Source organism: Clostridium sp. (assembly GCF_030532265.1).
Taxonomy (GTDB): domain Bacteria; phylum Bacillota; class Clostridia; order Clostridiales; family Clostridiaceae; genus Clostridium.
This window is the reverse complement of sequence record NZ_JAUNLM010000026.1, coordinates 14,192-30,470: the sequence shown is the minus strand read 5'-3', so window position 1 is coordinate 30,470 and position 16,279 is coordinate 14,192. Positions and strand designations below refer to the sequence as shown.

Below are 16,279 nucleotides of genomic sequence, written 5' to 3'. Positions count from 1 at the left end.
GAGCACCTGCCTTACAAGCAGGGGGTCACAGGTTCGAACCCTGTTGTGCCCACCATTAACTTTTAAAGATAAAAATAAATATGCTGATGTGGCTCAATTGGCAGAGCAGCTGACTTGTAATCAGCAGGTTATCGGTTCAAGTCCGATCATCAGCTCCAAATTAGGTGGAGTTCCCGAGTGGCCAAAGGGGGCAGACTGTAAATCTGTTGTCAGTTGACTTCGAAGGTTCGAATCCTTCCTCCACCACCAAGCACTAAGAGTATTCTTAGTGCTTTTTTTATTTTCCTTAGTACCTTGTTTGACAAAGTATATACCTTGTAATACAATGTATATATAATTATAAATAGATTTTATAAGGGAAGTGAATAAGATGAGTATAAAGGGTGTATATTTAAAAGAAATAAATAAGTTAAGTCGATTAATGAGGGAGAAAGATAAAAGAATATATGAAGAAATTATAATATATATGAGATTATCAGGTTTAAAGGATATAGATATAGAAGAAACTTTAATAGAAATAGGGGATATGATTATACAGGCAGAGAATGATAATAAAGATATAAATTATTTGATAGGAGATAATTATATACAATTTTGTGATAATATAATTAACGAAATAAAATCTAAGTATAGTAGATTTGATAAAATAATAAATAATTTTAAAGTTCAAGTATTTTTAATATCCATGGCTGTTTTATTTACTATAAATTATTTAATTACTCAAGGAATAACTTTATTCAAAGATGAAGGGTTTACTTTAAATTATAATCTTACAATTAATCAATTAATTTCAAATTTAATAATAAGTATAATTTGCTATTTAGTATTTTCAGAGATAAAAAAAGATTCTATAAAGAATTATAAAATCAAATCTGATGCAAATTTTAAAAAAATAGATAACAAATTAATAAAATTCATTATTTTATTTTCTATGATTTCATTTGCTATAATAATAACTGTTAAGACAATAGTTCCGCAAATAAATTTAATTGATACAAAAATATATTTTTTAGTATTACCATTTGGGATTTTATATGAATTAAATGAATATATTAATGAGAAAGAATATAAAAAAAGAAGAGGGATAAAGAAAGAGTTGATATAAATGAATAAAAAAACACAAATGCTTAAGGGAACATTAGAAGGGTGCATATTAGCTATAATATATAAGAAAGAAACTTATGGATATGAAATAATATCAACTTTAAAAGAATATGGGTTCGATAATGCTTCAGAGGGAACTATGTACCCTTTACTTTTAAGATTGGAGAAGTCCGGATTTTTAACTGCAACTATTAAGGATTCTGGTGTTGGTGCAAAAAGAAAATACTATAGTCTAACTGAAGATGGAATAAATGAATTAAATAATTTTATAAAAAATTGGAATGAATTAAAAATGAATATAGATAATATAATTAGTTCAGTATAAATCGATTAAATTTAAATATAATTTAATGGATTTATATATTTAATTAAAATAATACAATATAAAAATATTGACTATTAAAAATCTATGTGTTAAAATTGCGATTAGTAAAATAATTAAATAAAGAAGCTCTTATCAAGAGAGGTGGAGGGAGACGGCCCTATGAAGCCCAGCAACCTACAAATATTTAAATATTATGTGTGGTGCTAATTCCAGTAGTTTATACTACAAGATAAGAAAGATTAGAATACAATCTCTTCTTATCGAAGAGTTTTTTTTATTGTAAAAATATTAGAAAATTCGGAGGAAAAAGGAATGAGAAGATTATTTACATCAGAATCAGTTACAGAAGGACATCCAGATAAAATCTGTGACCAAATTTCAGATTCAGTATTAGATGCTATATTAGCAAAGGATCCACATGCTAGAGTTGCTTGTGAAACATGCACAACTACTGGTATGGTAATGGTTATGGGAGAAATATCAACTAACTGTTATGTTGATATTCCTAAAGTTGTTAGAGAAACAATTAGAGAAATTGGATATGATAGAGCTAAATATGGATTTGACTGTGATACATGCTCAGTAATGACAACTATAGATGAACAATCAGGAGATATCGCTATGGGTGTTGATGAAGCACTTGAGTCAAGACAAGGAGAAAAAGATGAAGTTGAAGCAGTAGGTGCTGGAGACCAAGGTATGATGTTTGGATATGCTACAAATGAAACAGAAGAATTTATGCCTACTCCAATTGCTATGGCTCATAGACTTTCAAGAAGACTTACAGAAGTAAGGAAAAATGGAACATTATCATACTTAAGACCAGACGGAAAAACTCAAGTTACAGTTGAGTATGAAAATGATAAGCCAAAGAGAATAGATACTATAGTAATTTCAACTCAACATGATGAGTGTGCTACTTTAGAACAAATTCAATCAGATTTAAAAGAACATGTTATAAATGCTGTAATTCCAGCAGAATTATTAGATGAAAATACAAGATATTTCATAAACCCAACTGGAAGATTTGTTGTTGGTGGACCACAAGGAGATAGTGGATTAACAGGAAGAAAGATAATAGTTGATACATACGGTGGAATGGGAAGACACGGTGGTGGAGCATTCTCAGGAAAAGATGCAACTAAAGTTGATAGATCAGCAGCATATGCAGCAAGATGGGTTGCTAAAAACTTAGTAGCAGCTGGAGTAGCTGATAAATTAGAAATACAATTAGCTTATGCTATTGGAGTTGCAAAACCAGTATCAATTCAAGTAGATACATTTGGAACTGGAAAAATAGATGAAGCTACTATAGTTAATATAGTAGAAAAAGTATTTGATTTAAGACCAGGAGCTATAATAAGAGATTTAGATTTAAGAAGACCAATATATAAGCAAACAGCAGCTTATGGACACTTTGGAAGAACTGATGTTAAACTTCCATGGGAAGAGTTAAATAAGGTAGAAGAAATAAAGAAATTATTATAATTTAAAAAAGATGCCAGATTTCTGGCATCTTTTTAATCTTCTGAATTAAAATTTTTTAATTTTGGAAACTCACATTTATAGCATTCTATATTTCTTAAAAAGTCTAAACATTCTTTAAGGTTATTCTTTAATGTTAATCCATTTTCTTCTAATACTTCTATTAAATTTTGATTTTCAAATTCATAATATTTATAATATTCTCTAGCTGAATCCTCATAAGCTTTTAGTAAATTTTTATCTTTAAGTTTATTTTTAATTTCCTTACATAAAAAGAAATTGCAAACTGGAGTTCTAAATTGAGGTGGGATAGAGCATCCTTTACCATCTTCAACAAAAGGACATGCTTTAAAATGTATTGATAAATCTGTTCCTTTAAATAAATCACTTCTAGTATGGTTTTTAAATTTTTCATAGTTAATTTTATCAAAATATCCAATTGCTTGGATGTAATAATTAAAAATCTTTATGTTTTTATTATTTAATATTCTTTTTATGACTAATTGTCCTTCTTTAGATTTAGTCATTCTTTGTAAATCAAATAAATTGAACTTAGGGATAATAAAAGCAACATCCTCTATGTTTAAATTTGCATAAACTTTCTGCAATATCACTATGACAATCATAGCATTTATCACAAAAATATCTAGGAATTTTTTCATTAGATTTTACACATAAAACCATAATAATATAACACCTTCTTTAATTATTTTATAGAATAATTTATTTTAAAAAGTATAAGTTAAGTATAAGATAAATATTTGTATTTTCCATAAAATAACTATGTATACAAAGTAAAAAAAGTCTTTGAATTATTTTGAATGAAAATGATTGACTTTGATTGAAAATGATTGTATTATATAGACAAAGAGGTGATGTAAATGTTATCTGAAGAAAGATTTGAAAGAATCTTAAAGCTTTTAGAAGAAAAAAATACAATTACAGTCACAGAATTAGTTAAAGAATTAGATACTTCTGAATCTACAATAAGAAGAGATTTGAATCATTTAGATAAAATGAGAAAACTTAAAAAAGTTCATGGTGGAGCAAAGTCAATAACTAGAACTTATGAAACTAGAGATGATGAAGTGATTGTAAGACAAGGTCTAAACGTAGATGATAAAATTAAAATAGCTAAATATGCAGCAAGTCTTATAAATGAAAGTGATTTTGTTTATATTGATGCTGGAACTACAACTGAACTTATGACAGATTATATAACTGAAAATAGAGCTATATATATAACAAATGGAATAGCACATGCTAAGAAATTAATTCAAAAAAAGTGTAAGGTATATATAATTGGTGGAGAATTAAAATTATCTACAGAAGCTATAATTGGAGTTGAGGCTATAGATAGTTTAAAGAAATATAATTTTACTAAAGGTTTTTTTGGAACAAATGGAATTGATAAAGACTCAGGATTTACAACTCCTGATATTCAAGAAGCATTAGTAAAAAGAGAAGCTGTAAATAGAAGTAATAAAGCCTTTATACTTGCAGATGATTCAAAGTTTGAACACATATCAGCAGTTACATTCGCAGAAATAGATAGAGCAACAATAATTACAACAAATCTTAAACATCAAGAGTTTAAGAAATATGCAGAAATATTGGAGGATAATTAAAAATGATATATACTATGACATTCAATCCATCATTAGATTATATAATGAAGGTTAAAGATTTTAATTTAGGAGTTGTTAATAGAACTTATGAAGAATCAATATTTCCAGGTGGAAAAGGAATAAATGTTTCAATAGTTCTTGGAAACTTAGGAATAGAAAATAAGGCGTTCGGATTTATAGCTGGATTTACTGGAGAAGAAATAGAAAAGAAAGTTAAAAATTCAGGATGTATAGCAGAATTTATAAAATTAAAAGAAGGTAATTCAAGAATAAATGTTAAGCTTAAGAGCAAAGAAGAAAGTGAAATAAATGCTCAAGGACCTAAAATTGATAAATATGCAATAGAAAGTTTATATAAAAAGTTAGATGAAATAAAAAATGGAGATATTTTAGTTTTGGCAGGTAGTATACCAAATACTTTACCATCAGATATGTATGAAAATATAATGAAGCACTTAAATCATAAGGATATAAAGGTTATAGTAGATGCGACAAAAGATTTATTATTAAATGTACTTAAATATAAACCATTCTTAATAAAACCAAATAAACATGAGCTTGAAGAAATGTTTAACGTTTCAATAAATTCAGAAGAAGAAATAATTAAGTATGCGAAAAAACTTCAAGATATGGGAGCGATTAATGTAATAATATCAATGGCTGGAGATGGTGCAATACTTATAAATGAAAATGGAGAAGTTTTAAAACATAAAGCTCCTAAGGGAGAAGTTAAAAATTCAGTTGGAGCAGGAGATTCAATGGTTGCTGGATTTACAGCTGGATATATTATGAAACAAAATTATAAAGATGCATTGAAATATGGAATTGCAACAGGAAGTGCAAGTGCATTCTCAGAAGATTTAGCAACTAAAGAAAAAGTAAAAGAAATACTTGAAATGATAAGTTAAACAAGGAGGAAACGTTATGCGTATAATAGACCTTTTAAAAGTTGAAGGAATTGAGTTAGATTCAAAAGTAACTTCAAAAAAAGAAGCATTAGATAAGTTAGTTGACCTTATGGATAAGGAAGGAAACTTATTAGATAAACAAGTTTACAAGGAAGCAGTGCTTAAGAGAGAAGAATTAAGTACAACTGGTATTGGTGAAGGAATAGCAATACCTCATGGTAAATCAAAAGGAGTAAAAAATGCAGGACTTAGTTCAATAGTTGTAAAGAATGGTGTTGATTTTGATTCATTAGATGGGCAACCAGCTAAATTATTCTTTATGATAGCAGCACCAGAAGAGGCTAATAACTTACACCTTGATGTGCTTGCAAGATTATCAACTATATTAATGGATGAAGATTTTAGAAATGAACTTATAAATGCAAAAAGTAAAGAAGAATATTTAAAGCTTATAGATAACAAAGAAAAAGAAAAGTTTGAAACAGAGCAAAAGGAAGAAAATAGAGAAGAAGGATACAGAGTATTAGCAGTTACTGCATGTCCAACTGGTATAGCACATACTTATATGGCTGCAGAAAGCTTAGAAGAAAAAGCTAAGCAAATGGGAGTTTCAATAAAGGTTGAAACAAATGGTTCAGGAGGAGCTAAAAATGTTTTAACAAAAGAAGAAATTGAAAATGCAGAATGTATTATAGTAGCAGCAGATAAAAATGTTGATATGGCAAGATTTGATGGAAAAAGATTAATAAAAACTAAAGTTGCAAATGGAATTCATAAAGCTACAGAGCTTATTGAAGAAGCAACAAGTGGTAAGGCTCCAATATATCATGCTGATAAAAAATCAGAAGGTGGAGATGAGAGTATAGAAAAAGAAGGTGTTGGACACAGAGTATATAAGCACCTAATGAATGGTGTATCACATATGTTACCATTTGTTATAGGTGGTGGTATACTTATAGCATTAGCATTCTTATTTGATGATTATAGTATAAATCCAGCAAACTTTGGTATGAATACACCATTTGCAGCATTCTTAAAAACTGTTGGTGGTATTGCATTTGGATTTATGTTACCAGTATTAGCTGGATACATTGCAATGAGTATAGGAGATAGACCAGCATTAGCAGTAGGTTTTGTTGGTGGTATGCTTGCAAATGAAGGTGGATCAGGTTTCTTAGGTGCTTTACTTGCTGGATTTATTGCAGGATATTTAGTGTTATTCTTAAAGAAAGTATTCAGTAAATTACCAGAAGACTTAGAAGGTTTAAAACCAGTTTTACTATATCCATTCTTCGGAATACTTTTAATTGGTGCTATTATAATGTTCTTAATAAACCCACCAGTATCAGCTATAAATACAGGATTAACTAATACTTTAAATTCTATGGGAGAAAGCAGTAAAGTAGTACTTGGAATAATCCTTGGAGGAATGATGGCAATTGATATGGGAGGTCCTATAAATAAAGCTGCTTATGTATTTGGTACAGCAGGACTTGCTAGTGGGCAATTTGATATAATGGCAGCAGTAATGGTTGGAGGTATGGTTCCACCACTTGCAATAGCGTTATGTACTACATTCTTCAAAAATAGATTTACAAAAAGAGAAAGACAATCAGGTATTACTAACTATGTAATGGGATTATCATTTATAACAGAAGGTGCAATACCATTTGCAGCTTCAGATCCATTAAGAGTTATACCAGCTTGTGTTGTTGGGTCAGCAGTTGCAGGAGGACTTTCAATGATGTTTGGTTGTTCACTTAGAGCACCACATGGTGGAATATTCGTAGTACCTGTTATAGGAAATCCATTAGGATACTTAATAGCACTAGTTGTAGGTTCAATAGTAGGAATGATTTTATTAGCTATATTAAAAAGACCTATTAAAGAAAATGCTTAAAAGTTAAATAAAAAAAGATACTAAATTAATTTAGTATCTTTTTTTTATAATTTAATTTTAATAATTAAATTGTTATTTTATATAATTAAGCCTCATGTACAACTTTTCCATTTACTATAACTTTTTTAATATTTATTTTATCATCAAAAAGAATTAAGTCAGCATCATATCCTTCTTTAATAATTCCTTTTCTATCTTCAACATGGCAATGTTTAGCACCATTATAAGTTGCCATTTTAACAATTTCATATAATGGATAATTTGAATTTTCATAAACATTTCTTACAGCCTTATCAAGAGTTAATATAGATCCTGCAAGTGACCCTGATAATATTCTAGCAGCACCATCTGAAACTTTAACTTCTTGACCACCTAATGAATAAGTTCCATCTGGCATACCACAAGCCATCATAGCATCAGTTATTAAAAGAACTTTATCAGTTCCTTTTTGCTTATATGCAACTCTAAGAGCAGGGTATGATATATGAATACCATCAGATATAGTTTCAGTTGTAATATCAGTATCAAATGTTGCCCCAACAACTCCAGGAGCTCTATGAGTAAATGGAGTCATAGCATTGAAAAGGTGAGTAGAATGGGAACATCCACATTTAATACCTTCAACAGCCTCTTCATAAGTAGCTTTTGTATGACCTATTGAGCAGACAACACCTTTATCACTTAAATATTTAATAAGTTCTTTTGCACCAGAAACTTCAGGCGCAATTGTTATAGAAACTACTGCATCTTCACAATCTCCAACCATTTTGTTATATGTTTCAATAGAAGGGATTTGCAAGAAGTTTGGGTTTTGAGCTCCAATGGCATTTGGGCTTATAAATGGACCTTCAAGATGTGCACCTAATACATTTGCACCATCTGTACCCTTAAGCTTAGCTTCTTTAATAGCTGACATTGATTTTCTTATATCTTCTATAGCAACAGTCATAGTTGTTGGGGTAAAAGATGTTGTACCAAATTTACAAATAGTTTTTGAAATTTCATTTATAGCTTCATATGTTCCATCCATAGTATCATATCCTCCAGCACCATGAATGTGAACGTCTATAAATCCAGGAGAAAGATACATTCCATTAGCATCAATAATTTCCGTATCTTGTACATTTTGAGGATTTATTTCTTTAATTTTACCATTCTCTATTAAAACTGATCCCATCTCTATTTTATCTAAGAAAATTATATTACAATTTCTTATTAACATATTAATACCTCCACATTTCTCAATTTTTATTCCATAGAATATATGTTAAATTTTCTATGATATAATTATATATTATACAGGAAAAAATAAAAATAACTTATATTGAAGATTTGGAGAAAAGGTATGGAAAAGATTGTTGGATTTGTTGAAGCAATTGTTTTTAGAGGAGAAGATACTGGTTATACAGTTGCAAAAGTAAATATGAATAAAGATACTATAACAGCTGTTGGTACGGTACCATTTATGAAAGAAGGTCAGAATGTAAAATTAAAGGGTGACTGGATAGTTCATAAACAATTTGGGAAACAATTTAAAATAGAGGAATTTGAAGAGATACTTCCAACATCAGTAGAAGCTATAGAAAAATATTTAAGTGCAGGAATAATATATGGAATAGGACCTGTAACTGCTAAAAAGATAGTTAATCATTTTGGTGAAGAAACCTTTGATGTTTTAGAAAATAATATAGAAAGACTTATGGAGATAGAAGGTATAGGACAAAAGAAATTTAGAATTATATACGAATCATATATAGAACAAAAAGATTTAAAAGATATAATAATGTTTTTTCAAGCGCATGGAGTAACAAATAATCAATGTATAAAAATATACAAGAAGTTTGGTATAGATGCTAAAAAAATAGTTTCAGATAATCCGTACATATTATGTAAAGAAATATCAGGAATAGGTTTTAAAACAGCAGATAAAATCGCTATGAACTTAGGTGTAGAAGCTGAATCTCCATTTAGAGTTAAAAGTGGAATAGAATATGTAATAAATAAATTTTGTGCTGCTGGTAACACTTATATGCCAAAAGATAAGTTGATAAAAGATGCTTGTGATACATTAGTAGTTAAAGAAGATATAGTAGAAGAAAATATATATAATTCTGTTCTTGAAAATAGAATTATAGCAGAAAAGATAAATGAAGAAGAGGCAGTATTTACATTGCCTTATTATTATTGTGAACTTGGAATAACTAATAAAATAGTTACACTTGGTATAGAAAATTTTAGAACTATAAATACTGATGTTGAGCATGAAATAGAACTTTTTGAGAAAAAATATAATATTGAGCTTGCTAAATCTCAAAAGGAAGCTATAATTGCAGCATTTTCAGAAGGAATAGAAATTATAACTGGTGGTCCAGGTACAGGTAAAACAACAATTATAAAATGTATATTGGATATATATGAAAAAAATGGAATGAAAGTTCTTCTTGGAGCACCAACAGGAAGAGCGGCTAAGAGAATGAGTGAATCTACTGGAAGAGAAGCTAAAACGATACATAGACTGCTTGATATGGGAGTTCAGGATGAAAGAGAAGAAGAAAAGTCTGTATTTGTAAAAGGAGAGTCAGATCCTCTTCAAGCTGATGTAATAATTATAGATGAAGCATCTATGATTGATGTAATGTTAATGTATAATTTATTAAAAGCGATAAAACTTGGAACTAGAATAATAATTGTTGGAGATGTTGATCAACTACCATCAGTAGGACCTGGAAATGTATTAAGAGATTTAATAAATAGTGAGCTTATAAAAGTTGTTAGATTAAAAGAAATATTTAGACAAGGTTCTGAAAGTCTAATTACAGTAAATGCACATAGAATTAATAATGGGGAGATGCCTTATCTTAATAAAAAGGGAAATGATTTTTACTTTATAAGGGAAGAAAGTGCAGAAGCTATATTAAATACAATAATTGATTTAATAAATAGAAGATTACCTAAGTTTAACGATAAATGGGATAAATTAAAGGATATACAAGTACTTACACCTATGAGAAAGGGAACTCTTGGAGTAAATAATTTAAATGAAAAGATACAATCAATATTAAATCCTGAGGCAGATTATAAGAAAGAAAAGAAAGTTAAGGAAATGATATTCAGAGAAGGGGATAAAGTTATGCAAATTAAGAATAATTATTCCTTAAAATGGACTAGAATATCAGGAGAAGGAGAACCAGAAGGTGTTGGAGTATTTAATGGTGATATGGGCTTTATTCAGTCAATAGATGAAGAAGAAAAAGTAATAACTGTAGTATTTGATGATGAGAGAAGAGTTAAATACGATTATGTGTATTTAGATGAATTAGAACTAGCTTATGCTATAACAATTCATAAAAGTCAGGGAAGTGAGTTTAAAGTAGTAATATTACCTTCATTTATGGGTTCACCTGTTCTTATGAATAGAAATCTTTTATATACTGGAATAACAAGGGCAAAAGAACTTGTAGTTGTTGTTGGTATGCCAAAAGGACTTAAATTTATGGTAAGCAATACAAAAAGTATGGAGAGATATTCAGCTCTTAATCATAGAATAAAAGACATAATAGCTAATGATATTATAGAAAATGATAATTAGAAGGTGGTTAATGTGGCTAAGGTAGCTAAGGGAGAGATTAGTTTCAATAAAAAAAATATAATAAGTTTTTTAAATAATGATAATGAATTATTAACCTTAATAAATAAGCCACTACATGGAAATAAAGTTTTATATGATGTAATAAGAGAAGCTATATTAAAAAAAAATAAAGTATTATATTTATTTGGAGGAGATAGAGTAGATAAGGACTTATTATCATATATAAATAAAAAAGAACATTATTATACATTTACAAGAGATGATTTAGAAAATAAAAATTTAGTATTTATGAATTTGAAATTTTTATATAATCTAAACAAAAAATATGATCTTATAATAATAGATGATATAAGTAATTACTTAAATATAACAAAAAATAATTTTGATATTTTATATGAAAGGTTAAAAAAACATTCAAAAAAAATAATATTATATTCTAGTATAAATTATAATAATTCCGATTTTATGTATATAAATGATGAAGAAATATTAAGAGAACCTAGAGTTATATCAACAAGAATAGATTTAAGATATGATATACCATATATTTTATATGAATATATACTTTGGTTTAAAAATAATAATAAAAATGTTGCCATATATGTTCCATACAAGGAAGAATTAGATATGGTTTATGAATATTATACAAAAAAGGTAACTTTAAAAGGAGCTAGAATATTAAAAGGTTCCGATAAAAAATTAAAAAGTAATGTATTAAATTTAAGAGATAAGTCAACATTTCTAATAACAAACAATATTGAAGAAGTACTAGATTCGTCAAATATAAATGCAATAATAGTTATTTGTGCTGATGATAAAAATATAGATTACAAAAAAATATTATTTATGTGTGGCAAGGTTTCTTTAAAGAAAGATAAATTCTCAGAAGTTATATTAGTTTGTAGAGAAGAAAGTGAAGAAATTGAAATGTCTAGAAAAATAACTAGGGAGTTTAACAAAAAATTATGGGAAGAAGAATATTTAAGTTATTAGATTATTTAAAAGAAAGTATACTAGATATAATATTTGAAAGTCCTTATAAATGTATTGTATGTAATGAAATAGAAGCAGATGGAATATGTAATGAATGTGTAAAGACAATACATTGTTGCACAGAAGATGAGTATTATGGATACTATAAAGGAGCTCTTAAAGATTTAATACACTTGTTTAAGTTCAAGAAAGATTTTTTAGCGGGAGATATATTAGTTGATATGTTAGAGTCTAAAATAAAAAACATAGATAAAGATTATATATTAACTTATATACCTATTGGAAAAGAATCTATGAAAAAAAGAGGATTTAATCAATGTGAATATATAGCTAAGAAATTATCTAAAAGATTAGATTTAGAACACAAAGAAACAATAATAAAGTGTAAAGATACAAAAATTCAAAAAGAATTGAGTAAAAATGAGAGAAAAGAAAATATAAAAAATTCCTTTAAAGTAAAAGATAAAAAGTATGTAGAAGGAAAGAAATTTATTTTAATAGATGATGTAATTACAACTGGAGCAACTATACAAGAGGGAATGAAGGTTTTAAAAGAAAGTGGAGCTAGTGAAATAAAAATATTGACTATTGCTAAAAGTCGTATATAATAATAATGTAAAGTTAGGTCTGTGGTTGAAAGTCGATGCCAGTCGCAGGCAAAACGATCCACATAAGCTAGACAAAGTTCTAGTGAGCATGGTGCGGTATAGAAGTAAGTCCTACCAAGTTTTAACTTGAGAGGGTTAGTAGTGAGAGGTTAATTCCGGGTAGCGAAATCTCCAGTAGGCGAGTGTGGGGGCAAAAACCAGGTCAGCTAACTTTACTAAAAATAATCCATATTAAAGTGATAATTTGTATCATTTTAATATGGATTATTTTTTTATTTAAAATTTGGTAATTATGATAAAATATAAATAAAAATAATTTTCAGTAAATTCAGAAAACTAACTTGTCTTTACATAAGAAAAGTAGTAAAATAAATATATAAAATAAATAAATATTTTAAGTCTTCTAATTGAACTTAAATGTATTGAGAGGAGCTGGACGTATGAAAGTAACAGTTGTAACAAAAAACATTGAATTGACTCCTGCTTTAAAAGATATGGTAGAAAAGAAGGTTTCAAAGCTTGATAAGTATTTTGAAAGTGATGTAAATGCTAAGGCTACATTATCAGTTCAAAAGAACAGACATAGAATAGAAGTAGCTATTCCTTTCAACGGAATATTACTTAGAGCTGAAGAAATGACAGAAGATATGTATAAATCAATAGATAAGGTAGAAGAGAAGTTAGAAAGACAAATAAGAAAGCAAAGAACTAAACTTGCAAGAAAGCATAATAATTCATTAAAATTCTCAGAGCTTGCAGCAGATGCTCAAGAAGATGAACATCAAGGTAAAGTTGTAAAAACAAAGAAATTTGCTGTTAAGCCAATGGATGTTGAAGAAGCTATTTTGCAAATGGAGCTTATAGGACATAATTTCTTCGTTTATAAAGATGCTGAAACTAATGAAATAAGCGTATTATATAAGAGAAAAGATGGAGATTATGGATTATTAGAACCAGATTATAAGTAAAATACAAAATTTAATAAGCTAAATATGGACTCTATAAAGAAGGTTATACTTCTTTATAGAGCTTTTTAATTTTAAAATATCAATAATTGTTAGAAAGTTGAAATACATTAAGTAAAAATGGTATAATTTATAAATGTATACTAATATGTAAATAGAAAAATACTAATAATTATTTATAGTGTTTGAAAGGATGAATATATGGGAATATTTAAAGCCTTATTTGGCTCATATAGTGAAAGAGAAGTAAAGAGAATAAAACCATTAGTTGATAAGATAGAAAGTTTAGATTCAGCGATGGGAGCATTAAGCGATGAAGAACTTAGAGGAAAAACAGAAGAATTCAAGGAAAGATATAAAAATGGTGAATCACTAGATGATTTACTTCCAGAAGCATTTGCTGTAGTTAGAGAAGCTTCATGGAGAGTGTTAAATATGAAGCATTACAGAGAGCAATTAATTGGAGGTATAGTCCTTCATCAAGGTAGAATTGCAGAGATGAAAACTGGTGAAGGTAAAACATTAGTTGCTACACTTCCTGCATATTTAAATGCAATATCAGGAGATGGTGTTCATGTAATTACAGTTAATGATTACTTAGCAGCCAGAGATAGAGAGTGGATGGGTCAAGTTTATGAATTTTTAGGATTAACAACAGGAGTTATAGTCCATGATTTAAATAATAATCAAAGAAGAGATGCATATAATGCAGATATAACATATGGAACTAATAATGAATTTGGATTTGATTATTTAAGAGATAACATGGTTGTTTATAAAGAAGAAAGAGTTCAAAGAGGACTTAACTTTGTAATTGTAGATGAGGTTGATTCAATTCTTATAGATGAGGCTAGAACACCACTTATAATTTCAGGTGCTGGAGAAAAGTCAACAGAGTTTTATAAAGTTGCAGATTATTTTGTAAAAACTTTAGTTGAAGAAAAAGATTATACTATAGATGAAAAAGCAAATGCTGCTATGCTTACAGAAGAAGGTATAGAAAAAGCAGAAAAAGCATTTAAAGTTGAAAACTATGCAGATGCTGAAAATATGCAATTACAACATTATGTAACTCAAGCATTAAAGGCCAACTATGTAATGAAACGTGATAAGGATTATATGGTTAAGGATGGAGAAGTTATAATTGTTGATGAATTTACAGGAAGACTTATGGAAGGTAGAAGATATTCAGATGGTCTTCACCAAGCTATTGAAGCAAAAGAAGGAGTTAAAATAGCAAGAGAGTCAAAAACTTTAGCAACAATAACATTCCAAAATTATTTCAGAATGTATAATAAATTATCAGGTATGACAGGTACTGCTTTAACAGAGGAAAATGAATTTAGAGAAATTTATGGATTAGATGTTATAGTAGTTCCAACACACAGACCGGTTCAAAGAGTTGATAATGATGATATAGTATATAAAACAGCTAGAGGAAAATATAATGCTATAGTTGAAGAAATTGAAAAGGCTCATGAAAAAGGTCAACCAGTGCTTGTTGGTACATCAAGTATAGAAAAATCAGAAATAATATCATCTCTTTTAAAGAAAAAGGGAATTAAGCATAAAGTTTTAAATGCTAAGTATCATGAACAAGAAGCAGAAATTATAGCTGATGCTGGAGAAGTTGGATCAGTAACTATCGCAACAAATATGGCTGGTAGAGGTACAGATATTAAGTTAGGTGAAGGTGCATTAGAAGTTGGTGGACTTAAGATAATTGGTACTGAAAGACATGAATCAAGAAGAATAGATAATCAGCTTAGAGGACGTTCAGGTAGACAGGGAGATATAGGGGAATCAACATTCTTTGTTTCATTAGAAGATGATTTAATGAGAATATTCATGTCAGAGAAAACTCATGCTATGGTTGATAAGCTTGGCTTAGAAGAAGATGATGCAATTGAAAGTAAAATAATAACAAGATCAATAGAAAGTGCTCAAAAGAAAGTTGAAGGACATAACTTTGATATAAGAAAGAATCTTTTAGGCTATGATGATGTTATGAATATGCAAAGGGAAGTTATATACAAGCAAAGAAGTCAAGTTCTTGAAGGAGAAAACTTAAAAGAACAAATTGAAGAAATGATAAAAGAAGTAATAAGTGATGCAGTTGATGCGCATATTACAGGAGTAGAGGATAACTATGAAAAAGAATTTAAAAATTTAATTCTTTATCTAGATGACATATGTCTTCCTGCAAATAGAGTAACTATTGATGATTTATTAAATCTTTCAAATGATGAAATAAAAGAAAAACTTATTAATATTGCATTAGAAATATATAAAGGTAAAGAAGCTGAGTTTGGAGAAGAAAAGCTTAGAGAGATAGAGAGAGTTGTACTTCTTAAAAATGTTGATATAAAATGGATGGATCATATAGATAATATGGATCACTTAAAGCAAGGAATTGGACTTAGAGCATTCAAGCAACAAGACCCAGTTCAAGCCTATCAAGTAGAAGGTAGTGCTATGTTTGATGAAATGATTGAAGCTATAAAAGTAGATACAGTTAAATATTTATTCCACGTTCAAATGGAAAAAGCACCAGAAGAAAGAGAAAGAGTTGCTAAGGAAACACAAGCAGTTCATGTTGGTGGTGGAGATGGAGAAAGTCCTAAAAAGAAAGCACCAGTAAGAAAAGAAGTAACAGTTGGAAGAAATGAACCTTGTCCATGCGGAAGTGGAAAGAAATTTAAAAATTGTTGTGGCAGAGAAGTATAGGGCTTAAATATTGGGCATCGTTATTTAACATAACGATGCTCTTTAAG

General features: G+C 28.6%; 13 protein-coding genes, 2 tRNA genes and 1 riboswitch. Of the genes, 13 read left to right on the top strand and 2 right to left on the bottom strand.

The genetic code is table 11. From position 1 onward, the window contains the following. Positions 1-82 precede the first annotated feature (82 nt). From Q4E08_RS07295 to metK, 5 genes are all read left to right on the top strand, one after another. Positions 83-158: transfer RNA gene (locus tag Q4E08_RS07295), tRNA-Thr, on the top strand. 5 nt (positions 159-163) lie between these two features. Continuing rightward, positions 164-249 (top strand) — tRNA-Tyr (locus Q4E08_RS07290). 121 nt (positions 250-370) lie between these two features. Beyond that, positions 371-1,105, top strand: coding sequence for a hypothetical protein (locus tag Q4E08_RS07285; protein ID WP_303129736.1), 735 nt, complete (start codon positions 371-373; stop codon positions 1,103-1,105). Further along, on the top strand, positions 1,106-1,429 hold the full coding sequence (locus Q4E08_RS07280) for a PadR family transcriptional regulator (RefSeq protein ID WP_303129734.1): 324 nt from the start codon (positions 1,106-1,108) through the stop codon (positions 1,427-1,429). 126 nt (positions 1,430-1,555) lie between these two features. Continuing rightward, a riboswitch (SAM riboswitch) is annotated at positions 1,556-1,665 on the top strand. Between the two features lie 76 nt (positions 1,666-1,741). Beyond that, a complete protein-coding gene (gene metK, locus Q4E08_RS07275; protein ID WP_303129732.1) occupies positions 1,742-2,917 on the top strand; it encodes a methionine adenosyltransferase in 1,176 nt (391 codons plus the stop codon). Positions 2,918-2,949: 32 nt separating this feature from the next. Here metK and Q4E08_RS07270 read toward each other — a convergent pair whose 3' ends face one another. Then, positions 2,950-3,576 (bottom strand): hypothetical protein, encoded by a 627-nt coding sequence (locus Q4E08_RS07270; protein WP_303129729.1) that lies wholly within the window; start codon positions 3,574-3,576, stop codon positions 2,950-2,952. Positions 3,577-3,795: 219 nt separating this feature from the next. Here Q4E08_RS07270 and Q4E08_RS07265 point away from each other — a divergent pair, with 219 nt between their 5' ends. Genes Q4E08_RS07265 through Q4E08_RS07255 form a run of 3 tightly spaced genes read left to right on the top strand, consistent with a single transcriptional unit; the run spans position 3,796 to position 7,350 of the window. Further along, positions 3,796-4,542 (top strand): DeoR/GlpR family DNA-binding transcription regulator, encoded by a 747-nt coding sequence (locus Q4E08_RS07265; RefSeq protein ID WP_303129727.1) that lies wholly within the window; start codon positions 3,796-3,798, stop codon positions 4,540-4,542. A gap of 2 nt (positions 4,543-4,544) precedes the next feature. After that, positions 4,545-5,450 carry a 1-phosphofructokinase gene (pfkB, locus tag Q4E08_RS07260; RefSeq protein ID WP_303129725.1) on the top strand — a complete coding sequence of 302 codons (906 nt, stop codon included), beginning with the start codon at positions 4,545-4,547 and terminating at the stop codon, positions 5,448-5,450. Between the two features lie 16 nt (positions 5,451-5,466). After that, positions 5,467-7,350, top strand: coding sequence for a PTS fructose transporter subunit IIABC (locus tag Q4E08_RS07255; protein ID WP_303129723.1), 1,884 nt, complete (start codon positions 5,467-5,469; stop codon positions 7,348-7,350). An 85-nt stretch (positions 7,351-7,435) separates the two neighbouring features. Here the strand turns inward: Q4E08_RS07255 and nagA are convergent, their stop codons facing one another. After that, on the bottom strand, positions 7,436-8,572 hold the full coding sequence (nagA, locus tag Q4E08_RS07250) for an N-acetylglucosamine-6-phosphate deacetylase (protein WP_303129721.1): 1,137 nt from the start codon (positions 8,570-8,572) through the stop codon (positions 7,436-7,438). A 123-nt stretch (positions 8,573-8,695) separates the two neighbouring features. Between nagA and Q4E08_RS07245 the strand changes: the two genes are divergently transcribed. The 5 genes from Q4E08_RS07245 (at position 8,696) to secA (ending at position 16,232) form a co-directional block, all read left to right on the top strand. Next, positions 8,696-10,939 carry an ATP-dependent RecD-like DNA helicase gene (locus Q4E08_RS07245; RefSeq protein ID WP_303129719.1) on the top strand — a complete coding sequence of 748 codons (2,244 nt, stop codon included), beginning with the start codon at positions 8,696-8,698 and terminating at the stop codon, positions 10,937-10,939. 12 nt (positions 10,940-10,951) lie between these two features. Next, positions 10,952-11,932, top strand: coding sequence for a hypothetical protein (locus tag Q4E08_RS07240; protein ID WP_303129717.1), 981 nt, complete (start codon positions 10,952-10,954; stop codon positions 11,930-11,932). After that, positions 11,905-12,540 (top strand): ComF family protein, encoded by a 636-nt coding sequence (locus Q4E08_RS07235; RefSeq protein ID WP_303129715.1) that lies wholly within the window; start codon positions 11,905-11,907, stop codon positions 12,538-12,540. Before Q4E08_RS07240 ends, Q4E08_RS07235 begins: the two co-directional genes overlap by 28 nt. Positions 12,541-12,980: 440 nt before the next feature. Then, positions 12,981-13,508 (top strand): ribosome-associated translation inhibitor RaiA, encoded by a 528-nt coding sequence (raiA, locus tag Q4E08_RS07230; protein ID WP_303129713.1) that lies wholly within the window; start codon positions 12,981-12,983, stop codon positions 13,506-13,508. A 198-nt stretch (positions 13,509-13,706) separates the two neighbouring features. Further along, entirely contained in the window at positions 13,707-16,232 is a 2,526-nt protein-coding gene (secA, locus tag Q4E08_RS07225; RefSeq protein ID WP_303129711.1) for a preprotein translocase subunit SecA, read from the top strand. Positions 16,233-16,279 lie beyond the last annotated feature (47 nt).